We start from the raw sequence: 22,386 nt of genomic DNA on the forward strand, positions 1-22,386 counted from the left end.
AGGAACACGACAATCATGATCGACGGACAGATTCTGCTCGGACATTCGATTCCCTGGGGCATGGTCGGCGGCGGCCTTGGCAGCCAGATCGGCTACAGCCACCGGTCGGCCGCGTTGCGCGACGGCAGCTTCCGGCTGGTCGCCGGCGCGTTCGATATCGACGCCGAGCGCGGGCGGCAGTTCGGCGTGAAGCTCGGCGTCGACGCCGGGCGCTGCTATCCCGACTACCGGACGATGTTCGACGCCGAGGCACGCCGCGCCGACGGCATCCGCGCGGTGTCGATCGCGACGCCGAACAACACGCACTTCGAGATCTGCCGCGCGGCGCTGAATGCGGGGCTGCACGTGGTCTGCGAGAAGCCGCTGTGCTTCACGACCGCGGAGGCTGAGGCGCTGCAGCGGCTGTCGGTCGAGAAGAACCGCATCGTCGGCGTCGCGTATGGCTATTCGGGCCACCAGATGATCGAGCAGGCGCGCGAGATGATCGCGCGCGGCGATCTCGGCGAGATCCGCATCGTGCAGATGCAGTTCGCCCACGGCTTTCACAGCGAGGGCGTCGAGGCCGCCAGCGCGGCCGCGCGCTGGCGCGTCGACCCGAAGTTCGCGGGCCCGAGCTACGTGCTCGGCGACATCGGCACGCACCCGCTGTACATCTCGGAGGTGATGGCGCCCGAGCTGAAGATCCGCCGGCTGATGTGCTCGCGGCAGAGCTTCGTGAAGAGCCGCGCGCCGCTCGAGGACAACGCGTTCACGATCATGGAATACGACACCGGCGCGATCGGCTACGTCTGGTCGAGCGCGGTGAACGCCGGCTCGATGCACGGGCAGAAGGTGCGCGTGATCGGCTCGAAGGCGAGCGTCGAATGGTGGGACGAGCATCCGAACCAGTTGCGCTACGAAATCCAGGGGCAGCCCGCGCAGGTGCTCGATCGCGGGATGGGCTATCTGCATCCGCACGCATTGCGCGAGGATCGCATCGGCGCCGGGCATCCGGAAGGGCTGTTCGAAGCGTGGTCGAACCTGTATGCGCGTTTCGCGCTCGCGATGGACGCGGCCGATCGCGGCGACACGCAAGCATTGAAGAACATCCGCTTTCCGGACGTTCACGCAGGCGTCGAAGGCGTGCGCTGGGTCGAGAACTGCGTGCGCTCCGCCGATGCGGGCGGCGTGTGGGTCGACTATCGTTGAGTCATGGCGGCCGATGCGCGGCATCGGCCGTCGGCCGCCGGCGTCGGTAGAGGCCCTGATCTTTACGACGCGGCGAGCGCATTGGAAAATGGGTCCCGGTACGGTTCCAGTATCGCCGTGGAGCGTGTGCAGGTGATGATCGAGCGCGTGGGAGCGAGCATGCGGCACGGGCCGTGCCGCAAACGTGATTAAATTCGCCCTTCATGCATGTATTCAGGGGAGTCCCGGGCCGCGCCCGCAAGCCGCGCGCGCATCGGGGCCGTCAACTTCGCGCTATCCGATGAGTTCATCCGAGAAACCTCCCGCCACCGTCGAGGAGTTCCTGCAGCATCTGACGCAGGAGTACGACGGCCTCAGCAATCGCCTGAAGGTGATCGCGCGTCACGTGGAAACGCATCGCGATCAGCTTGGCCTGGAGGGCATCCAGTCGCTCGCGGAGGCCTGCGGCGTCCAGCCGTCGGCCGTCGTGCGGTTCGCGAAGCATTTCGGCTTCTCCGGCTTCTCCGAGATGCAGCGGCTGTTCCGCGAGGGCCTGGCCCAGCAGATCGCGCCGGGCCGCGCGTACAACCTGCGATTGCGCGACGTGATCGAATCGGGCTCGTCGAGCCTGCAGCCCGAGCAGATCGCCGACGAATTCATCAAGGGCAGCATCGCCGGGATGCAGCAGCTGCGGCAGACGCTCGATCCGCAGGCGCTCGCGCAGGCCGTCGACCTGCTCGCCGACACGCAGGCAATCTGGATCGCCGGCTCGCGCCGCGCGTTTCCGATCGCCGTGTATCTCGACTATGCGCTGCAGCACACCGACAAGCGCATCGGCCTGTTCAGCGCGCTCGGCAGCATGCATCTCGGTCAGATCCGCTCGGTGCGCGAGGGCGACGTGATGATCGTGATCTCGTTCATGCCGTATGCGGAAGAGACGGTGCAGGTCGCGCAGCAGGCCGTGCAGCGCGGCGCGCGCCTGATCGCGATCACCGACAGCCGGATGAGCCCGCTCGCGCGGGAGGCCGAGGTGACGCTGATGGTGCAGGACAGCGCGACGTTCGGGTTCCGCGCGCTGACCGCGACGATGGGCCTCGCGCAGAGCCTGTTCGTCGCGCTCGCGTACCGCCTCGAGCTGTCGTACCTGCCGACCGCCGACGGCGCGCACGGCACGAAGGCCGGCTGACACCGGCCATGTGCTTGCCCGCCGCCCGCGGGATTCCCCGGCGGGCGGCGCACCCGTCCGCTTACTTCGCGGTCGGCATCGCGAACTCGGCGCCCTTGCCGATGCTCGACGACCAGCGCTGCATCACCGACTTCTGGCGCGTGTAGAAGCGCACGCCTTCCTCGCCGTACGCATGCATGTCGCCGAACAGGCTCTTCTTCCAGCCGCCGAAGCCGTGCCATGCCATCGGCACCGGAATCGGCACGTTGATGCCGACCATGCCGACCTGGATGCGCCGTGCGAATTCGCGGGCGATGCCGCCGTCGCTCGTGAAGCAGGCGACGCCGTTGCCGAACTCGTGCGCGTTGATCAGGTCGACGGCTTCGCCGAAGTCCTTCACGCGCACGCAGCCGAGCACCGGCCCGAAGATTTCTTCCTTGTAGATGCGCATGTCGGGCGTCACGTGATCGAACAGCGTGCCGCCGGTGAAGAAGCCTTCCTCGCGGCCCGGCACGCGCAGCCCGCGTCCGTCGACCACCAGTTGCGCGCCTTCGCTGACGCCTTGCTCGATATAGCCTTCGATGCGCTTGAGCGCTTCGCCGGTGACGATCGGGCCCATCTCGACTTCCGGCGACATCCCGTCGCCGATCACCAGCTTGCGCGCGCGCTCGGCGACCGCCGGCACGATCCGGTCGGCCACGTCGCCCACCAGCACCGCGATGCTGATCGCCATGCAGCGTTCGCCGGCCGAGCCGTACGCGGCGCCGATCAGCGCATCGACCGCCTGCTCGATATTCGCGTCCGGCATCACGACGAGGTGGTTCTTCGCGCCGCCGAGCGCTTGCACGCGCTTGCCCGACTGCACCGCGCGCTGCTGCACGTAGGCCGCGATCGGCGTCGAGCCCACGAAGCTGACGGCCTGCACGTCCGGATGGTCGAGCAGCGCGTCGACCGCGCCCTTGTCGCCCTGCACGACGTTGAACACGCCGGCGGGGAGGCCGGCCTGCGTGAGCAGGTCGGCGATGAACAACGCCGCCGACGGGTCGCGCTCGCTCGGCTTCAGCACGAACGTGTTGCCCGTCGCGAGCGCGACCGGGAACATCCAGCACGGCACCATGCACGGGAAGTTGAACGGCGTGATGCCCGCGACGACGCCGAGCGGCTGGCGCATCGTCCAGTTGTCGATGCCGGTGCTGACCTGGTCGGTGAAGTCGCCCTTCAGCAACTGCGGCACGCCGCACGCGAACTCGATGATGTCGATGCCGCGCGCGACTTCGCCCTGTGCGTCGGAGAACACCTTGCCGTGCTCGGCCGTGATGATCGCCGCGAGCGTGTCGCGGTGCTCGTTCATCAGTTGCAGGAAGCGGTGCAGCACGCGGGCGCGGCGGATCGGCGGCGTCTCGGCCCAAGCCGGGAACGCGGCATGGGCCGACGCGACGGCGCGCTGCACTTCGTCGCCGTCGGCGAGCGCGACGCGGCGCACCGCGCGGCCCAGCGCCGGGTTGAGGACGTCCTGGAAGCGGCCGCTGCGGCCGGCAACGGGCGCGCCGTCGATGTAGTGGCCGACGTCGGCGTCGGACGTATAGGCGGGAACCGGGTTCATCGTGTCTCCTGGGGGATGGGGGGCGGACGGAACCTAGTCTAGGCAAAGCGGCGGGGCGGGAGAAGGCCGCGCAGCTTGATTCACTGTTCAGAATTCTGAATAATCACTGGATGAATCAGCAAAATGTCCAGGCGCTCTGGCCGCATATTCATTCGCTGACGGTGCTCGCCGCGGCCGGCAGTTTCACGGCCGCCGCGCAGCGGCTCGGCATCAGCAAGGCCGCGATGAGCCAGCGCATCGCCGATCTCGAGAAGGCCGCCGGCGTGCCGCTCGTGCGGCGCACCACCCGCAGCGTGCGGCTCACCGACGCGGGGCAGACGCTGGTCGACAGCACGCGCGACGCGTTCGAGTCGATCGGCCAGCATTTCGCGCGCGTGAAGGATCTGGCCGGCGAACCGCGCGGGCTGCTGCGCGTGACGGCGCCCGTCGCGCTCGGGCGCCAGCAGGTGGTGCCGCACCTGCCCGATTTCCTGCGGCAGCATCCGGGCGTGCACATCGAGCTCGACCTGTCCGACCGGCTGCATTCGCTGACGCAGGAGGGCTTCGATCTCGCGATCCGCCATACAACGACCGCGCCGCAGACCCACGTCGCGTGGAAGCTGTGCGACACGCGTTCGCTGCTGGTCGCGAGCCGCGACTACCTCGACGCGCGCGGCGCGCCGCGCCACCCGAGCGAACTCGTCGATCACAGCTGCCTGTGCTACCTGCGCGACAACGAGCCGGCCGCCTGGAGCTTCGAGCCCGACGGCCGGCGCCGCCAGCGCGTGAGCGTGCCGGTGCGCGGTAGCTTCGCGGCCAACAATAGCGAGGCGATGCGCGAGGCCGCGCTCGGCGGGCTCGGCATTGCGCTGCTGCCGGATTTCAGCGCGCAGCGCGATCTCGACGCAGGCCGGCTCGTCGCGCTGCTCGACGGCTGGCGGCCGTCGGGCGCGTTCGGCGACCATATCTTCGCGATCCGGCCGTACAGTCCGGTCGTGCCGAGCGCGGTGCGCGCGCTCGTGCGGCACCTGCGCGAGCGGCTCGCAGGCGGTTTTTCGGGCGCCTGAGCGGCGAGCGCGGCCGGGCCTGCCCGCATGGCCGGGCCAGGGCCGCGCGGGCAGGCCCGGCCGCGCTGCGGTAAAATCGCCGCTTCCTCCCGCGCCCGTGTGGCGCGTCATTCGAAGGTCGACAGCCGATGCAGATTCACAAGGAAGTGGACGCGCGCGGGCTTAATTGCCCGTTGCCGATCCTGCGCGCCAAGAAAGCGCTCGCCGATATGGAGAGCGGGCAGATCCTCAAGGTGCTCGCGACCGATCCGGGCTCGCAGCGCGATTTCGCCGCGTTCGCGAAGCAGACGGGCAACGAGATCGTCGAAGTGACGACCCAGGACAAGACCTTCGTATTCCTGATGCGCCGCCGCTGACGGCCCGCATCACGCGCCTCTCGCGGCACCCGGCCGGGCGGGCAGCGCCCGTTGCGGGCCGGCCGCGCCTCCGATGCTCTGACAATTCTTAAACCTCGTCGCATGACCGGCTGCGTATACTGACCCGGCCGGTCGTCCGTCTCGGATGGATGCGCCGGCCACGGTACGTCATACGAGGCGGGCACGGGGGCCATGCCTGACGCTACCGTCGTACAAACGGGGAGAGGACATGTCCTTCAGACCAGGGACCATTCGAAGTCCGTCCGCAGCGGAACGCATCGCGCCCGCACGCGCGGCGGGGTTGAGCCGGATCGAGCTCGACCCGCAACAGGATCGCCACGCGCGTGCCGCGCTGGAGGCCTATGCCGATTCGGCGGCGGCCGAGATGCCGTGGCTGGCCGAATCGCTCGACGAACGGCTGCGCGACGCCGCGCAGGACGGCGGCGCGGGCTTCACGTATTGCGGTGCGACGGTCGAGCGCGTGTTCGATCTCGCGCAGGCGTGGGCGGCGAGCCAGCCCGACTATGTGGCGCCGGCGTGGGAGCGCGTGCGCGGCCAGCTGGAGCGGATGCTGGGGCAGCCCATGCTGCGGCAGCCGGAGCAGCCGTCGCTCGCGCGGCGGCGGCGCGTGCCGACCGACGATTTTGCCGAGCCGATGGCCGGCCTGGCGGGCGCCGACTAGGCGCGCGATCGCGTGACGGGAAGGATTATTCGAATAAAGGACCGTAGTCCGCGCAATTTCTTGGCGAATTTCATACTACTATGATGAAATCGCCGGTTCGTCCGTGCCCTGTTTTTGAGATATTTTGCCGGGGCGCCGTGTCGCGCAGGGTGCGCGCGCGGCAAACGACGGCTCGCCGGCCGGTGTCGGAAGCCGCGCCCGTGTGCGGCGCGGCGGGGTGAGCGCGGGAAGCTGAACTGGACGAATCGATTTCGATTTGCGGGGTGCTATGAGAATTGCTGTACTGGATGACGATCCGGCCCAGACGGATTTCGTCAGTCAAACGCTGACGGCCGCCGGCCACACGTGCTATGCGTTCAAGGAAGGCAAGGCCCTGAAGAAGCGTCTGCAGCGCGAGACGTTCGATCTGCTCGTGCTCGACTGGAACGTGCCCGACATGTCCGGCGAGGAAGTGCTCAAGTGGGTGCGTGCGAATCAGGCGGAGCACAGCCTGCCGATCATCTTCATGACGAGCCGCGACGACGAGGCGGGGATCACGCAGATCCTCAACGCCGGCGCCGACGATTACGTGGTCAAGCCCGTGTCGGGCCCGATCCTGCGCGCGCGCATCGGCTCGCTGCTGCGCCGCGCGTATCCGGTCAACGCGGAGGCGACCGTTCGCGAGTTCGACCAGTTCCGCTTCGACGTGAACCTGAAGCAGGCCTATGTCGGCGACAAGGCCGTGAGCCTCACGCAGAAGGAATTCGAGCTCGCGCTGCTGCTGTTCCAGCATCTCGACCGGCCGCTGTCGCGCGCGCACATTCTCGATCTCGTGTGGAAGCAGGCGACCGACATTCCGTCGCGCACGATGGACACGCACATCTCGATGCTGCGTACGAAGCTCGGCCTGCGGCCGGAAAACGGCTATCGCCTCGCGCCGATCTACGGCTACGGCTACCGGCTCGAGCGGGTCGGCCAGGGAGAGCCGGAGTGACCGCGCGAATCATGCAGCGCACGCCGAGCCTGCGCGCGGCGGCCCTGCGTGCGGCGTGCGCGGTCGCGCTTGCGTTTGCGGCACAGCAGGCCGCCGCGCGGCCGCCGGCTGCCGCGGGCAAGATGGTCGTCTACCGCACGCAAGCCGGCGACACGCTGTACGACGTCGCCGCGCGCTACCTGCAGGGCCCGGACGACTGGCAGCTGCTGCAACAGATCAACGGCGTGCCCGCCCCGAAGCACCTGCAGCCCGGCATCGCGCTGAAGCTGCCGGTCGCGCGGCTGCGCAAGGAAAAGCTGTCCGCGCGCGTGGTCGCGGTGCAGGGTGCGGCCGAGCGCGCGTCCGGCGACGCCTACGCGCCGCTCGCCAACGATGCGACGCTCAACGAGGGCGACCGCGTGCGCACCGGCGCGAACGGTTTCGTGACGATCGAGCTCGCCGACGGCACGCACATGAGCCTGCCGCCCGACAGCCAGCTCGACCTGAAGACGCTGCGCCGCACCGTGCTGACCGGCACGCTCGACCGCGAGTTCGAGCTCACGCGCGGCTCGGTCGACAGCGAAGTCACGCATTTGAAGAAACGCGACGATCGCTTCCAGATCCGCTCGCCGTCGGTCGTGGCCGGCGTGCGCGGCACGCGGTTTCGCGTGAACTACGACGCCGCCGGCAACGCGGCGACGCGCGTCGAAGTGCTCGACGGCACCGTCGGCGTCGCGGGCAAGCGGCAACCGGCCGACCCGACGCTCGTGCATGCGAACTTCGGCAGCGTCGCGACGTCGTCCGGCGCGATCGGCGCGCCCGTCCAGCTGCTGCCCGCACCGGCGCTCGCGCATCCGGACAAGGTGCAGGACGAGCCCGACGTCGCGTTCGACATCGCGCCGCTCGCCGATGCGCACGCCTACCGCCTGCAACTCGCGCACGACGCGGGAATGCTCGACCTGTTCCGCGAAACGCGCACCGATACGCCGAGTGCGGTGTTTCGCGACGTGCCCAACGGCACGTATTTCGTGCGGGTCGCCGCGATCGACACCAACGGCCTCGAAGGCATGCCGCGCACCTATGCGTTCGAGCGACGCCAGATGGGGCTCGACGCGAGCGCGTCGCCCGGCGCCGGCGGCTACGAGTTCCGCTGGTCGCCGAACGGCTCGGGCAAGGATGCGCGCTACCGGTTCGTGCTGTCGCGCTCGAAGGACCTGAGCGCGCCGGTCGTCGACCAGGTCGGCCTGCAGGCGCGCAAGATCACCGTCGCGCACCTGCCGCCCGGCGACTACTACTGGGCCGTGACGGTCGAGGAGTTCGAAGGCGGCAAGTTCTACCAGAAGACGAGTCCGGTCAGCGCGTTCACGTTGTCGCGCTGATCCGCGGCACATGAAAACCGACTCCGTTTCTCCGCGGCGGCGCCTCGGCCGCCGCTTCCTGATCGAGTGGATCGCGATCGGCTGCCTCGGGATCGCGGTGATTCTCGCGTGCGCGCTCGGCCGGCTGTCGTCGAGCGTCGACGGGCTTATCTACGACCGGCTGCTGATGCTGCGCAGCCTGCCGCTGTCGCCCGACATCGTCGTCGTCGACATCGACAACCAGAGCGTGTCCGCACTCGGCCGCTGGCCGTGGCCGCGCAGCGTGCATGCGCGCCTGCTCGACACGCTGGCGCGTGCGCAGCCGGCCGCCGTCGTCTACGACGTGCTGTTTACCGAGCAGTCGCCCGAGGATCGCGCGTTCGCGGACGCGATGGCCCATGTGCCGACCTTCCTGGCCGTGCTGCTGAGCCCCGAGCAGGCGGACGGCACGCGCATCGTCGATCCGCCGGTGGCCGAGCTTGCGGCCCGCGCGACGGGGCTCGGCCACATCAATCTCGAAGTCGATCCCGACGGCATCGTGCGCAGCGTCGCGCTGTTCGAAAGCGACGGACGCGTGCGCTGGCCGCAACTGATGGTGCCCGTCTACCGCGCGATCGAGGCCGGCCGGCTGCATCCGGTCGGCGGGGCGCCCGGCGCGACTGCGCACGACCTGTCGCGCGACGCGACAGGCGAGGGCCGCTACCTGATCCCGTTCAGCCGCAACACACCCGCGTATCCGACGCTGTCGTTCGACGACGTGCTCGAAGGGCGCGTGAAACCCGACGCGCTGCGCGGCAAGATCGTCGTCGTCGGCGTGACCGCTTCGGGCCTCTACGACCGCTTCGCGACACCGGTGTCGGGCGAGTTCGGCCCGCTCGCCGGCGTGTACATCCATGCGAACGTGCTCGACATGCTGACGACCGGCAGCGCCATCCTGCCCGTGTCGCGCGCGGGGCTGTTCGCCGCGTCGCTGCTGCCGCTCGCGGTGCTGCTGGCCGGTTTCCTGATGCTGTCGCCGTGGCGCGGCCTGCTGTTGACGCTGAGCCTGGCCGCGGCCGCCGTCGTCGCGAGCCTGGCGCTGTTGTTCGAGGCGCGCGTGTGGCTGTCGCCCGCGCCCGCGATCTTCGGGCTGATCGCCGTGTACCCGATCTGGAACTGGCGGCGCCTGGAAATGACGATGTCGTACCTGCGTCGCGAACTGCAGCGGCTGGCCGACGAGCCGCACCTGCTGCCCGAGGCGCCGCGCACGCGCAGCGTCGGCGGCGACGTGCTCGAACGTCAGATGGCGCTGATGGCGCAGGCCGCGCAGCGCGTGCAGGACATGAAGCGCTTCGTGTGGGACAGCCTCGACAGCATGCCGGAGCCGATCTTCGTCACCGATCTGGCCGGCACCGTGCTGATCGCGAACCATGCGGCGAAGCGCTACGGGTCGCGGCTCGCGCTGCCGTTGCCGGAAGGGCGGCCGCTGCGCGCCGCGCTCGGCGAGCTGACCTTCATGAAGACCGTCGACGGCAACGTCGAACACGACGTCACGATCCGCGAACACTGGCCGGCCGCGCTCGACCCGACGCTCGAGGCCGAACACGACGCGATGGCGCGCGGCATCGAGGTGCGCGACCGCGACGGGCTCGACCATCTGTTACGCTACGCGGCATGTACGAACGCGCAGGGCCGCGTGACGGGCTGGATCGCCGGCCTCGTCGACGTGACCGAGCTGCATGCGGCCGAGCGGCAGCGCGAGGAGGCGCTGCACCTGCTGTCGCACGACATGCGCTCGCCGCAGTCGTCGATCCTCGCGCTCGTCGAGATCGAGCGCGAACGCGTCGAGACCGACGCGACGCGCACGCTGCTCGCGCGGATCGAGCGGTATGCGCATCGCGCGCTGTCGCTCGCCGACGAGTTCGTGCAACTGGCGCGCGCGGAGTCGCAGGCGTACCAGCTCGAACCAACCAGCCTCGTCGACGTGCTGATCGACGCGAGCGACGAAGTCTGGCCGCAGGCGCAGGCGAAGCGCATCCGCATCGATACCGATGTCGGCACCGACATGGGCTGGACGCGCGCCGACCGCTCGCTGATCACGCGCGCGTTCGTCAACGTGCTGAACAACGCGGTCAAATACAGTCCGTCCGACACGGTGATCACGTGTACGCTGACGATCGAGCACGCATCGAGGCGGATGTTCTGTACGATTCGCGATCAGGGGTACGGCATCGCGCCGGAAGATCAGCGGCATCTGTTCGAGCGTTTCAAGCGGTTCCATGCCGGCGAGCGGCCCGAAATCTCGGGTTCCGGGCTCGGCATGGCATTCGTGAAGACGGTCGTCACGCGCCACGGCGGCAGCGTGACGGTCGACAGCGAAGTGGGTGTCGGCACCGCGGTGACGGTGTCGCTGCCCGCGATCGACGAGCCGTCCGCCTGACAGGGCCGGGCACGACGGCAGGCATTTGGGGGAAGTCATGAGAAAGGAATGGGCAGCGACCGCATTGGCGGCGTCGCTGTTGACGGGTTGCGCCGGCGTCACGACCGGCGTGAGCGCGCTCGGACAGCCGAATGCGTTCGCGTCCGGTGCGCACGGCTACGATGTCGTCCGCACGGCCGCTCAGGCCGACGATGTCGAATATCAGCGGATCGAGACGCTCGTGCGCGACGAGCTCGCGCATCGCGGCTTCGACGCGCAAGCGGCGAAGGATGCGCGCTACCGGCTGTCGATCGCGTATGCGACGCAGCCGGCGTCGGTCGCGGCGACGGCCGACCAGTGCGGCGCGGCGAGCAGCGCGTGCGTGACCGTCGACGGGCCGGCGCCGTTCGCGCTGCCGTTCGCGGGCAAGGTGTACCGCCACGTGCTGACGCTGCGTTTCGTGGACGCGACCTCGGGCGCCGACGTCTATCGCGTGTCGGCGTCGCTGCGCGATCGCGATGCGGGCACGCAGCAGGCTGCGCCGACGCTCGTGCGGAGCGCGCTCGCGAAGCTGCCGTTCGAGCAGGGTGACGGCTGGCTCGTGAAGACGAAAAAAGACGACGCGGGCGCAATGCCGGGCGTCGTCTCGGTGAAGCCGGCCGCGACGCGCTGACGCGCCGGCCGTGAGGTGAGGGCGGGCCCGCCGGGTAGGCGAGGCCGGCCCGTGCCGCGTTCAGGCGGCCGGTTGCCCGTTGCCGCGCGTGCGCAGGTACGCGTCGAACTCGGTGCCGACTTCCGGGTGGCGCAGCGCGAATTCGACCGTCGCCTTCAGGTAGCCGAGCTTGCTGCCGCAGTCGTAGCGCGTGCCCTGGTACTTGTAGGCCAGCACCTGTTCGTCGGCGAGCAGCGCCTGGATCGCGTCGGTGAGCTGCAGCTCGCCGCCCGCGCCCGGCTTCAGCGCGCGCAGGTGTTCGAAGATCCGCGGCTTCAGGATGTAGCGGCCGACCACGCCGAGGTTCGACGGCGCGACTTCCGGCGCGGGCTTTTCGACGATCGCCGACATCTTGACGATCGACTCTTCCCACTCCTTGCCATCGATGATCCCGTACGACTTCGTCTCCGACGGGGGAATCTCTTCCACGCCGATCACCGAGCTGTGATAGTGGTCGAACACGTCGACCATCTGCTTCATCACGGGCGGGTTGCCGTCGAGCAGGTCGTCGGCGAGGATCACCGCGAACGGGTTGTCAGCCACGAGCTTTTCCGCGCACAGCACCGCGTGACCGAGGCCGAGCGCTTCCGGCTGGCGCACGTAGAAGCAGTCGACGTGGCTCGGCTTGATGCTGCGCACGAGCTCGAGCAGCTTTTCCTTGCCGCGCGCCTCGAGTTCGGCCTCGACCTCGTACGACTTGTCGAAGTGGTCCTCGATCGCGCGCTTGCTGCGCCCGGTCACGAAGATCATCTCGGTGATGCCCGCGGCGATCGCTTCCTCGACCGCGTACTGGATCAGCGGCTTGTCGACGACCGGCAGCATTTCCTTCGGGCTCGCCTTCGTTGCAGGGAGGAACCGCGTGCCGAGACCGGCAACGGGGAATACCGCCTTGGTGACTTTCAACATGATCGAACCTTTATTCCTGTAATCGACTTGTCAGACGGTCTATGTTCACGTTCCGATTATAGTGAACGCAAACGACCTTACCGTTTGTTACGCAGGCAACCGATCGAGCTGGGCACGCAGTTTTTCCAGCGTGCTCTGGAACTCGGCGACGCGCTTCTGCTCCTGTTCGACCACGGCCGGCGGCGCTTTCGCGACGAATGCCTCGTTGCCGAGCTTCGCGTTGCACTTCGTGATCTCGCCCGTCAGGCGCGCGATTTCCTTCGACAGGCGCTCGCGCTCGGCCGCGACGTCGATCTCCACCTTCAGTACCAGCTTGTTCGGGCCCACGATCGCGATCGGCGCGCCGTGCGCTTCCTTGTCGAGCGTCGCTTCGTCCGCGAGGATCTGCACTTCCGACAGGCGGGCGAGGGCCTGAACGTACGGCGCGAACGAGCGCAGGCGCTCGGCGTCGCCGGCCGCGAGCAGCGGCACCTTGGTCGCCGGCGACAGGTTCATCTCGCCGCGCAGGTTGCGGCACGCGTCGACGATCGCCTTCAGGTCGGCCGCCCATTGCTCGGACGCCTCGTCGATCTTCTGCAGGTTCGCGACCGGATACGCCTGCGTCATCAGCGATGCTTCGCCCTCGGCCTTGCCTTGCGGATAACGGCCGGCGAGCGGCGCGACCTTCTGCCAGAGCGCTTCGGTGATGAACGGGATGATCGGGTGCGCGAGGCGCAGCACCGTTTCGAGCACGCGCAGCAGCGTGCGGCGCGTCGCGCGCTGCTGTTCCGGCGTGCCGTTCTGGATCTGCACCTTCGCGAGTTCGAGGTACCAGTCGCAGTACTCGTCCCACACGAACTTGTAGATGCTGGTCGCGACGTTGTCGAAACGGTAATCGGCGAAGCCCTTCGCGATGTCGGCCTCGGTGCGCTGCAGGAGCGACACGATCCAGCGGTCGGCTGCCGAGAAGTCGAGGTAGCCGCCGGGGCCGCAGTCGCCCGCGCCGCACACTTCCGGCTTGTCGTTGCCGCAGTCGTGGCCTTCGCAGTTCATCAGCACGAAGCGCGTCGCGTTCCACAGCTTGTTGCAGAAGTTGCGATAGCCTTCGCAGCGCGCGAGATCGAAGTTCACGTTGCGGCCGAGCGTCGCCATCGACGCCATCGTGAAGCGCAGCGCGTCGGTGCCGAACGCGGCGATGCCGTCCGGGAATTCCTTGCGCGTCTTCTTCTCGATGGTGGCGGCCTGCTTCGGGTTCATCAGGCCCGTCGTGCGCTTCGCGACCAGCGTTTCGAGGTCGATGCCGTCGACGATGTCGATCGGGTCGAGCGTGTTGCCCTTGCTCTTCGACATCTTCTGGCCTTCCGCGTCGCGCACGAGGCCGTGCACGTACACGGTGTGGAACGGCACCTTGCCGGTGAAGTGCGTGGTCATCATCACCATCCGGGCGACCCAGAAGAAGATGATGTCGAAGCCCGTGACGAGCACCGACGACGGCAGGAAGTGCTGCAGTTCAGGCGTTTCGTTCGGCCAGCCGAGTGACGAGAACGGCACGAGCGCCGACGAGAACCACGTATCCAGCACGTCCTCGTCGCGCTTGAGCGCGCCGGCGTAGCCCTTCGCGGCGGCCTGCGCGCGCGCTTCTTCCTCGTTGCGCGCGACGAACACCTCGCCGTTCTCGCCGTACCACGCGGGAATCTGGTGCCCCCACCACAGCTGGCGCGAGATGCACCAGTCCTGGATGTTCTCGAGCCACTGGTAGTAGGTGGTCGTCCAGTTTTCCGGCACGAACTTGATCTGGCCGTTGCGCACGACGTCGAGCGACGTTTCGGTGATCGACTTGCCCGGGTTGAACGTGCCTTCCGGCGCGGCCTTCGTCATCGCGACGAACCACTGGTCGGTCAGCATCGGCTCGATCACGACGCCCGTGCGGTCGCCGCGCGGCACCATCAGCTTGTGCGGCTTCACGGAGTCGAGGAAACCTTGCGCGTCGAGGTCGGCGACGATCGCCTTGCGCGCGTCGAAGCGGTCGAGGCCGCGATACTGCTCGGGGCCGTTGTCGTTGATCTTCGCGTCGAGCGTCAGGATCTCGATCGGCGCGAGGTTGTGGCGCAGGCCGACCTGGTAATCGTTGAAGTCGTGCGCGGGCGTGACCTTCACGACGCCCGTGCCGAACTCGCGGTCGACGTAGTCGTCGGCGATCACAGGGATATCGCGGCCCGTCAGCGGCAGCGTGACCAGCTTGCCGATCAGGTGCGCGTAGCGCTCGTCTTCCGGGTGGACCATCAGCGCGACGTCGCCGAGCATCGTCTCGGGACGCGTCGTCGCGACGGTCAGCGAGCCCGAACCGTCGACGAGCGGGTAGCGGATGTGCCACAGGTGGCCGTTTTCCTCTTCGCTCGCGACTTCGAGATCCGACACCGCGGTGAGCAGCACCGGATCCCAGTTGACGAGGCGCTTGCCGCGGTAGATCAGGCCCTGTTCGAAGAGCGTGACGAACACGTCGCGCACGGCGGCCGACATCTTGTCGTCCATCGTGAAATATTCACGCGACCAGTCGGTCGACGCGCCGAGGCGGCGCACCTGGCCGGTGATCGTCGAGCCGGACTGCTGCTTCCACTCCCACACGCGCTCGACGAACTTCTCGCGGCCGAGGTCATGGCGCGACACGCCCTGCGCATCGAGCTGGCGCTCGACGACGATCTGGGTCGCGATCCCCGCGTGGTCGGTGCCGGGCACCCACAGCGTGTTCTCGCCGAGCATCCGGTGGTAGCGCGCGAGGCCGTCCATGATCGTCTGGTTGAACGCGTGGCCCATGTGCAGCGTGCCGGTGACGTTCGGCGGCGGCAGCTGGATCGCGAAATCGGGGCGCGCCGGGTCGAAGGCCGGGGCGGCATAGCCGCGTTTTTCCCACTCCGGCCCCCATTGGGACTCGATGGTGTGGGGTTCGAAACTCTTCGCAAGCGTGCTGTCGCTCATGGTTGGAAATCTGCCGAAAAATGCGTGAATTGGATGCCGAATCCGACAATTATAAATGGATGCACATCGGCCAGCCATTGCAGGGTCCGCGCCGGTCCGTCGGGAGGCGCTCGCGGCGCGGCGGCGGCGCGAGGCCGAACGGATCGGAAACGGCATCGCGCCGCCGACTTATAATGTCGGGTCCGCATTTTTCTCGCACGCCCGCTGCCGCTCCATGCCCGATCTGCTCGCCAATCTGAACCCTGAACAATACGCCGCCGTCACGTTGCCCAACGAACCGGCGCTGATCCTCGCGGGGGCGGGCAGCGGCAAGACCCGCGTGCTGATCACCCGCATCGCGTGGCTGATCCAGCAGGGCTACGCGTCGCCGCCCACCGTGCTGGCCGTCACCTTCACGAACAAGGCCGCGCGCGAGATGATGGCGCGCCTGTCGGCGATGATGCCGATCGACACGCGCGGGATGTGGATCGGCACGTTCCACGGGCTGTGCAACCGGATGCTGCGCACCCACTGGCGCGACGCCGGCCTGCCGCAGACCTTCCAGATCCTCGACACGGCCGACCAGCTGTCCGCGATCAAGCGGCTGATGAAGGCGGCGAACGTCGACGACGAGAAGTACCCGCCGAAGAATGTCCAGTACTTCATCAACAACGCGAAGGAGCAGGGGCTGCGTCCCGACAAGGTCGACGCGACCGACAACTTCAACCGCAAGTTCGTCGAGCTGTACCAGGCGTACGACCAGCAATGCCAGCGCGAAGGCGTCGTCGACTTCCCCGAGCTGCTGCTGCGCTGCTACGAGCTGCTCGCGTACAACGCGCCGCTGCGCGCGCACTACCAGGCACGCTTCAAGCACATCCTCGTCGACGAGTTCCAGGACACCAACAAGCTGCAGTACGCGTGGCTGAAGATGCTCGCGGGCGGCGAGAACGCGATCTTCGCGGTCGGCGACGACGACCAGTCGATCTACGCGTTCCGCGGCGCGAACGTCGGCAACATGCGCGACTTCGAAGACGAATTCCGCGTGCGCAACCTGATCAAGCTCGAGCAGAACTACCGGTCGCACGGCAACATCCTCGACGCGGCGAACCAGCTGATCTCGAACAACGCGCACCGCCTCGGCAAGAACCTGCGCACCGACGCCGGCCATGGCGAGCCCGTGCGCGTGTACGAGGCGAGCACCGATGCGCAGGAAGCCGGCTGGATCATCGAGGAGATCCGCTCGCTGATCAACGCCGGGATGTCGCGCAGCGAAGTCGCGGTCCTGTATCGCAGCAACGCGCAATCGCGCGCGATCGAGCACACGCTGATGACCTCGGGCATTCCGTATCGTGTGTACGGCGGCCTGCGCTTCTTCGAGCGCCAGGAAGTGAAGCATGCGCTCGCGTACCTGCGCCTGATCGACAACCCGAACGACGACACCGCGTTCGCCCGCGTCGTGAACTTCCCGACGCGCGGGATCGGCGCGCGCTCCATCGAGCAGCTCGCGGATGCCGCGCGCCTGTACGACTGCTCGATGGCCGCCGCGATTCCGTACGTGACCGGCAAGGCCGGCACGAGCCTTGGCGGGTTCGCGACGCTGATCGCGAAGATGCGCGCCGAGACGCAGCAGATGAGCCTGCCCGAGACGGTCGAATACGTCGTGCGCGCGAGCGGCCTCGCCGATTTCTACCAGGGCGAGCGCGAAGGCCAGGACCGCCTCGAGAACTTGCAGGAACTCGTGAACGCGGCCACCGCGTTCGTCAGCGAGGAAGGCTACGGGCTCGACGCGCCGGCCCGCTCGATCCCGCTGCGCGCGGGTGCGATCGCGGCGCCGGAGCTCGGCGTGGACGCGAACGATCCGTCGGTCGACGTGCTGGATCCGGCGCCGCTCGATGACCCCGCGCAGAACCCCGACACGATGACGCCGCTCGCGGGCTTCCTGTCGCACGCATCGCTCGAAGCCGGCGACAACCAGGCGCAGGCCGGCCAGGACGCCGTGCAGCTGATGACGGTGCACGCGGCGAAGGGGCTCGAATTCTCGGCCGTGTTCATCACCGGCCTCGAGGAAGGGCTGTTCCCGCACGAGAACAGCGTGCTCGAATCGGACGGCCTCGAGGAAGAGCGCCGGCTGATGTACGTCGCGATCACGCGCGCGAAGGAGCGGCTCTACCTGTCGTTCGCGCAGAGCCGGATGCTGCACGGCCAGACGCGCTACAACGTGCGCTCGCGCTTCTTCGACGAATTGCCGGAGCACGTGCTGAAGTGGTTGACGCCGAAGGTCGAGGCGGGCTCGCGCTGGGGCGGCCGCTCGGACAACGCCGGCTGGGGACGCGACTGGTTCTCGCGGCCGGGCGGCGGCAGTCGCGAGCAGGTCGTCGACGCGGCGGTTTCCGCGCCGCTGCCGGCGTTCGCGAACAAGCAGCGCGCGGCCGACACGGGCTTTCGCGTCGGCCAGCAGGTATTTCATACCAAGTTCGGCGAGGGCACGGTCACCGCGCTCGAAGGCAACGGCGCCGATGCGAAGGCGCAGGTGAAGTTCAAGCGGCACGGCGAGAAGTGGCTCGCGCTGGCGGTCGCGAAACTGCAGGCGGTGGAATGATGAGCATTGACATGGTTGAAATGGTTTCGACGCGCCCGCTCGGCATTCTGGCCGCGCTGCCCGAGGAGCTTGGCGACCTGATCGCCGCGATGCGCGCCGAGGGCGTGATGAAGACGATCACGCTCGGCCGCCGCGACTACCACCTCGGCACCGTGCACGGCGCGGCCTGCGTCGTCACGCTCGCGCGGGTCGGCAAGGTCGCGGCCGCCGCGACGGTCAGTGCGCTGATCCATGTGTTCGGCGTGTCCGGCGTCGTGTTCACCGGTGTCGCCGGCGGCGTGTCGCGCACGGTGCGCGTCGGCGACGTCGTCGTCGCCGATACGCTGCTGCAGCACGACCTCGATGCGTCGCCGCTGTTTCCGCGCTACGAGGTGCCGCTGCTCGGCATCACGCGGTTCGCGACCGACCTGGAACTGACGGCCCGCCTGAAGGCCGCATGCACGCTGTTCGTCGCCGAGGAGGGCGCGCAGTTCGCCGAGCGTTTCGGGCTGGCCGGCGCGTCGCTGCACGGCGGGCTGATCATCAGCGGCGACCGCTTCGTGTCGAGCGAGCACGAGGTCGTCGCGCTGCGCGACGCGCTGCCCGACGCGCTTGCGGTCGAGATGGAAGGCGCGGCGATCGCGCAGGTGTGCGCCGAACACGACGTGCCGTTCGCCCTCGTGCGCACGATCTCCGATACGGCCGACGACCACGCGACGCAGTCGTTCTCGCACTTCCTGTCGGCGATCGCGAGCAGCTATTCGTCCGGCATCCTCAAGCGTTTCCTGACGCTGCATGCGACGGAGCGTGGCGCCGCAGTCATTTAGGGAGGCGCGCCGTGCTCAGGCGCTGCAATGACGGTACGCATCGCGCGGCTTGGTTCGCCGCGATCGCATTAACGATCCCGGTCTATCTCGGCCTGGCGAATTCTCCTCTGGATGAATGGTTTCAAAGCGGCGCCGGTTGGCGAGCGTTCGAACCGTTGTTCAACGTGTTCGACATGCTCGGTGTCCACGGCCAGGGTGACATCCTGATCAGTACCATGCTCGGCGTCAGCTTCGTGATCGCGTTGGCGCTGGTCCTGCTGGGCGCTCGAATTTTCGATCGTGGGATGCGAAAGTCCCCGCACCGATAGCCCTTTGGCGACACACTTCGCAACGTTTATTGAGGCACCGGCCGCGGCACGCATGCCGCGGCCGGCTCGTCACGCCTTCTTGCGGCGAGCGCTTTCGAGGTTCGGCAGGAACACCGTCAGCACGCCGATCAGCGGCAGGAACGAGCACACCTTGTAGACGAACGTGACGCTCGTCGCGTCCGCGAGCTGGCCGAGCACGGCGGCGCCCACGCCGCCCAGGCCGAACGCGAAGCCGAAGAACAGGCCCGCGACCATCCCGACCTTGCCGGGCATCAGTTCCGTCGCATAGACGAGGATCGCGGCGAACGCCGACGCCAGCACGATGCCGATGATCACGCTCAGCACGCTCGTCCAGAACAGGTTCGCGTACGGCAGCAGCAGCGTGAACGGCGCGACGCCGAGGATCGACACCCAGATCACGTACTTGCGGCCGATCCGGTCGCCGACCGGCCCGCCGATCAGCGTGCCGGCCGCCACGGCGGCGAGGAACACGAACAGGTGGATCTGCGCGGCCTGCACCGACAGGTGGAACTTGTCGATCAGATAGAACGTGAAATAGCTGTTGATGCTCGCGAGGTAGAAGTACTTCGAGAACACCAGCAGCACCAGCACGCCGATCGCGGCGAGCACGCGGCGCGGCGACAGCGTCGGATGGCCGGCCGCCGCGGCCTTCTTCTTCATCGACGGATGCTTCTTGTACCAGTGGCCGATCTGCGTGAGCACGACCATCGCGACGAGCGCGGCCGCCGAGAACCACGCGATGCTGTGCTGGCCGTGCGGGATGATCACCAGCGCGGCGAGCAGCGGCCCGAGTGCCGAGCCGGCGTTGCCGCCGACCTGGAACAGCGACTGCGCGAGCCCGTGCTGCCCCCCCGACGCCATCCGCGCGACCCGCGACGATTCCGGGTGGAACACCGACGAGCCGCAGCCGACCAGGGCCGCCGCCACCAGCAGCGTCGGGAAGTTCTGCGCGGCCGACATCAGCAGCAGCCCCGCGAGCGTGAAGCCCATCCCGACCGGCAGCGAATAGGGCTTCGGCCGCTTGTCCGTATAGAGCCCGATGAGCGGCTGCAGCAGCGATGCGGTGATCTGGTAGGTCAGCGTGATCAGGCCGATCTGCGCGAACGACAGCGCGAACTGGCTCTTGAGCATCGGATAGATCGCGAGGATCAACGACTGGATCATGTCGTTGAGCATGTGCGAGAAGCTGATCGCGCCGAGCACCGGGTAGACGGTGCGCGGCGCGGGTGGAGCAGACGGCTGGGCTGCGGCGGCGTTGCCGGCACCCGTATCGAGGCTGGTTTCCATGTGAGCTGAGCGAGTTGAGGTGACGGGACGCGCTCTGACGGGGATCGGCGCGTTCGAATCGTTGTTGCGTCAAAGAAGTGTAATGTGGCGTATCGAGAATGTCAGGCCAAGTTTTATCGCGATTCGGACATCGCCGCCAGCCGCGGGGCCGGCTGATCGGCCATTCCGCCCTTTTTTGGCCGGGTATAACGCAGGCAGCGCGTCTGCCGTGAGCGCGGGCACACTGGGCTCGGATCGGTGTTTGTCCGGACTCAAGGAATGGCGAGAGCGGCCGTAGAACGACGCAACGGCAACAGAGGCGCGCCGCGCACCGCACCGGCCACGAGCCGGGCGGGCATCACGGTGACCGCCGGACCCGACCTGTCCGGCGGTGGGATCAATACGGGGATATATCGATGAAAGCAGCATCATTGCATCCGCGGCCGGGTGCGGCCACTAGCGCATCCGGTGCAGCCGCCAGGCCCGCCACACGACGTCCGCGCGTAGCCCGGCGCGAAAGCCGGCCCTGGACGGTCAAGGCGACGTTGCGCGCGGCGTTCGCGATCCTGCTGGCCGGCACGCTCGCGATCGGCGTGTTTTCGCTATGGCAGATCAGCCGGTTGAACGCGTCGATCGCGTCGGTCTACGAGCAGGGGCACGTCGCGAGCCGCGCGGCGGAGGAAGTGCGCGCCGAGGTGCTGCGTGCGAGCCGCGCGCAGAAGATGCTGCTGACCGCGACCACCGCGAAGGAGCGCGACGACCTGGGCGCCGAGGTTCGCGCCGGGCTCGCGTCGATCGGCCAGGCGCTCGTGACACTGCAGCGTTACGCGGATCCGGCCGATGCGGACGATTCCGCGCGACTGCGCGCATTCTCGATGGCGGTCGGCACGTGGAGCGGCCATCTGCGCGATTTCGTCGCGCTCGTGCAGGCGCAGCCGCTCGACCTGTCGCAGATGAACTGGCAGGTCGGCACGCAGGACGTGTCGCTACTGGTCGAGACCGGCAAGCTCGAGAAGCTCGTCGCCATGCTGGTGAAAACGCGCGGCGCGAAGTCGAAGGCGACGCTCGATGCGTCCGCAACGATCTTCTCGTCGTCGTTCGCGATGATCGCGGCGATGACGGCCGCGCTGTTCGTGCTGGCGATCGTGATCGCCGAACGGGTCGTGCGCCGCCTCGCGTCGCAGCTCGGCGGCGAGCCCGCCGATGCGAAGGCGATCGCCGCCGACATCGCGCGCGGCGACCTCACGCGGCCGATCCCGCTCGGCCGCCACGACCGCGACAGCATGGTGCGTGCGCTGTCCGACATGCAGACCGGGCTCGCGGCGACCGTCGGCGAGATCGCCGTGAGCGCCGAGGCGATCGCGGCTGCGTCCGGCGAGATCTCGACCGGCAATCTCGACCTGTCGCGGCGTACCGAGCAGCAGGCCGTCGCGCTCGAGCGCACCGCGGCCAGCATGGAGCAGCTCACGTCGACGGTGCGGCAGAACGCCGAAAACGCGCGGCAGGCGAGCGCGCTCGCGGCCAATGCATCGGCCGTCGCGGAGGCCGGCGGCGAAGTCGTCGGGCGCGTGGTCGCGACGATGAGCGAGATCGACGACAGCGCGAAGAACATCCGCGACATCATCGGCACGATCGAGGGGATTGCCTTCCAGACCAACATCCTCGCGTTGAACGCGGCGGTCGAAGCGGCGCGCGCAGGCGAGCAGGGCCGCGGTTTTTCGGTGGTCGCGGGCGAGGTGCGACTGCTCGCGCAGCGCGCGGCGAGTGCGGCGAAGGAGATCCGTGGATTGATCGGCGCGTCGGTCGAGCGCGTCGCGAACGGCGCGGCGCTCGCGCACGATGCGGGCCGCACGATGGACGACGTGGTGCGGGCGGTCAAGCGCGTGACCGACATCATCGGCGAAATCTCCGCGGCGTCGGACGAGCAGAGCGCCGGGATCGACGAGATCGGCCGCGCGGTCATGCAGATGGATTCCGGCACCCAGCAGAACGCGGCACTCGTCGAACAGGCGGCTGCCGCGGCGAATGCGCTCGACGAGCAGGCGCAGGCGCTCAAGTCGCTGGTCGGACGCTTTCGCATCGCGGCGTAAGCGCCCGGCCGCCGGCG

The 22,386-nt window shown here is 68.2% G+C and carries 17 protein-coding genes; 13 read left to right on the plus strand and 4 right to left on the minus strand.

Translation table 11 applies throughout. The features are described from left to right. Positions 1-15: 15 nt before the first annotated feature. On the plus strand, positions 16-1,188 hold the full coding sequence (locus LMA02_RS06745) for a Gfo/Idh/MocA family protein (protein ID WP_228907380.1): 1,173 nt from the start codon (positions 16-18) through the stop codon (positions 1,186-1,188). Between the two features lie 280 nt (positions 1,189-1,468). Then, on the plus strand, positions 1,469-2,353 hold the full coding sequence (locus LMA02_RS06750) for a MurR/RpiR family transcriptional regulator (RefSeq protein WP_175759410.1): 885 nt from the start codon (positions 1,469-1,471) through the stop codon (positions 2,351-2,353). Positions 2,354-2,414: 61 nt separating this feature from the next. Here LMA02_RS06750 and LMA02_RS06755 read toward each other — a convergent pair whose 3' ends face one another. Next, the gene (locus tag LMA02_RS06755) at positions 2,415-3,935 is read right to left on the minus strand and encodes a CoA-acylating methylmalonate-semialdehyde dehydrogenase (protein WP_166725363.1); all 1,521 of its coding nucleotides are present in this window, start codon (positions 3,933-3,935) and stop codon (positions 2,415-2,417) included. Positions 3,936-4,045: 110 nt separating this feature from the next. On the opposite strand from LMA02_RS06755, the gene LMA02_RS06760 reads away from it, so the two are divergent. The 7 genes from LMA02_RS06760 to LMA02_RS06790 all read left to right on the plus strand — a co-directional run bounded on the left by LMA02_RS06760 (position 4,046) and on the right by LMA02_RS06790 (position 11,400). Then, positions 4,046-4,981 carry a LysR family transcriptional regulator gene (locus LMA02_RS06760; protein ID WP_006759565.1) on the plus strand — a complete coding sequence of 312 codons (936 nt, stop codon included), beginning with the start codon at positions 4,046-4,048 and terminating at the stop codon, positions 4,979-4,981. Positions 4,982-5,109: 128 nt separating this feature from the next. Beyond that, on the plus strand, positions 5,110-5,337 hold the full coding sequence (locus tag LMA02_RS06765) for a sulfurtransferase TusA family protein (RefSeq protein ID WP_006753156.1): 228 nt from the start codon (positions 5,110-5,112) through the stop codon (positions 5,335-5,337). Between the two features lie 229 nt (positions 5,338-5,566). Beyond that, the gene (locus LMA02_RS06770) at positions 5,567-6,019 is read left to right on the plus strand and encodes a peptidase (RefSeq protein WP_228907381.1); all 453 of its coding nucleotides are present in this window, start codon (positions 5,567-5,569) and stop codon (positions 6,017-6,019) included. A 268-nt stretch (positions 6,020-6,287) separates the two neighbouring features. Beyond that, the gene (locus LMA02_RS06775; protein ID WP_166725289.1) at positions 6,288-6,992 is read left to right on the plus strand and encodes a response regulator transcription factor; all 705 of its coding nucleotides are present in this window, start codon (positions 6,288-6,290) and stop codon (positions 6,990-6,992) included. Then, the gene (locus LMA02_RS06780; RefSeq protein ID WP_228907382.1) at positions 6,989-8,350 is read left to right on the plus strand and encodes a FecR family protein; all 1,362 of its coding nucleotides are present in this window, start codon (positions 6,989-6,991) and stop codon (positions 8,348-8,350) included. Before LMA02_RS06775 ends, LMA02_RS06780 begins: the two co-directional genes overlap by 4 nt. Positions 8,351-8,360: 10 nt before the next feature. Then, positions 8,361-10,748 (plus strand): CHASE2 and HATPase_c domain-containing protein, encoded by a 2,388-nt coding sequence (locus LMA02_RS06785; RefSeq protein WP_228907383.1) that lies wholly within the window; start codon positions 8,361-8,363, stop codon positions 10,746-10,748. Positions 10,749-10,785: 37 nt separating this feature from the next. After that, the gene (locus LMA02_RS06790; protein ID WP_228907384.1) at positions 10,786-11,400 is read left to right on the plus strand and encodes a DUF4136 domain-containing protein; all 615 of its coding nucleotides are present in this window, start codon (positions 10,786-10,788) and stop codon (positions 11,398-11,400) included. A gap of 60 nt (positions 11,401-11,460) precedes the next feature. Here the strand turns inward: LMA02_RS06790 and galU are convergent, their stop codons facing one another. Both galU and LMA02_RS06800 read right to left on the minus strand, forming a co-directional pair. After that, complete coding sequence (galU, locus tag LMA02_RS06795) at positions 11,461-12,345, minus strand: UTP--glucose-1-phosphate uridylyltransferase GalU (RefSeq protein ID WP_166725285.1); 885 nt, start codon at positions 12,343-12,345, stop codon at positions 11,461-11,463. A gap of 87 nt (positions 12,346-12,432) precedes the next feature. Beyond that, on the minus strand, positions 12,433-15,300 hold the full coding sequence (locus LMA02_RS06800) for a valine--tRNA ligase (RefSeq protein ID WP_228907385.1): 2,868 nt from the start codon (positions 15,298-15,300) through the stop codon (positions 12,433-12,435). A 214-nt stretch (positions 15,301-15,514) separates the two neighbouring features. On the opposite strand from LMA02_RS06800, the gene LMA02_RS06805 reads away from it, so the two are divergent. Genes LMA02_RS06805 through LMA02_RS06815 form a run of 3 tightly spaced genes read left to right on the plus strand, consistent with a single transcriptional unit; the run spans position 15,515 to position 18,992 of the window. Beyond that, positions 15,515-17,878 carry a UvrD-helicase domain-containing protein gene (locus LMA02_RS06805; protein ID WP_228907386.1) on the plus strand — a complete coding sequence of 788 codons (2,364 nt, stop codon included), beginning with the start codon at positions 15,515-15,517 and terminating at the stop codon, positions 17,876-17,878. Continuing rightward, on the plus strand, positions 17,875-18,684 hold the full coding sequence (locus LMA02_RS06810; protein WP_228907387.1) for a 5'-methylthioadenosine/adenosylhomocysteine nucleosidase: 810 nt from the start codon (positions 17,875-17,877) through the stop codon (positions 18,682-18,684). Before LMA02_RS06805 ends, LMA02_RS06810 begins: the two co-directional genes overlap by 4 nt. 11 nt (positions 18,685-18,695) lie before the next feature. Beyond that, positions 18,696-18,992, plus strand: coding sequence for a hypothetical protein (locus LMA02_RS06815; RefSeq protein WP_228907388.1), 297 nt, complete (start codon positions 18,696-18,698; stop codon positions 18,990-18,992). Between the two features lie 69 nt (positions 18,993-19,061). Here LMA02_RS06815 and LMA02_RS06820 read toward each other — a convergent pair whose 3' ends face one another. Then, a complete protein-coding gene (locus tag LMA02_RS06820; RefSeq protein ID WP_228907389.1) occupies positions 19,062-20,300 on the minus strand; it encodes an MFS transporter in 1,239 nt (412 codons plus the stop codon). Positions 20,301-20,695: 395 nt separating this feature from the next. Between LMA02_RS06820 and LMA02_RS06825 the strand changes: the two genes are divergently transcribed. Then, the gene (locus tag LMA02_RS06825) at positions 20,696-22,369 is read left to right on the plus strand and encodes a methyl-accepting chemotaxis protein (protein ID WP_228907390.1); all 1,674 of its coding nucleotides are present in this window, start codon (positions 20,696-20,698) and stop codon (positions 22,367-22,369) included. Positions 22,370-22,386: the final 17 nt, after the last annotated feature.

Origin of the sequence: Burkholderia sp. B21-005 (assembly GCF_020843965.1) — a bacterium.
In the GTDB taxonomy this organism is placed as follows: Bacteria; Pseudomonadota; Gammaproteobacteria; order Burkholderiales; family Burkholderiaceae; genus Burkholderia; species Burkholderia ambifaria.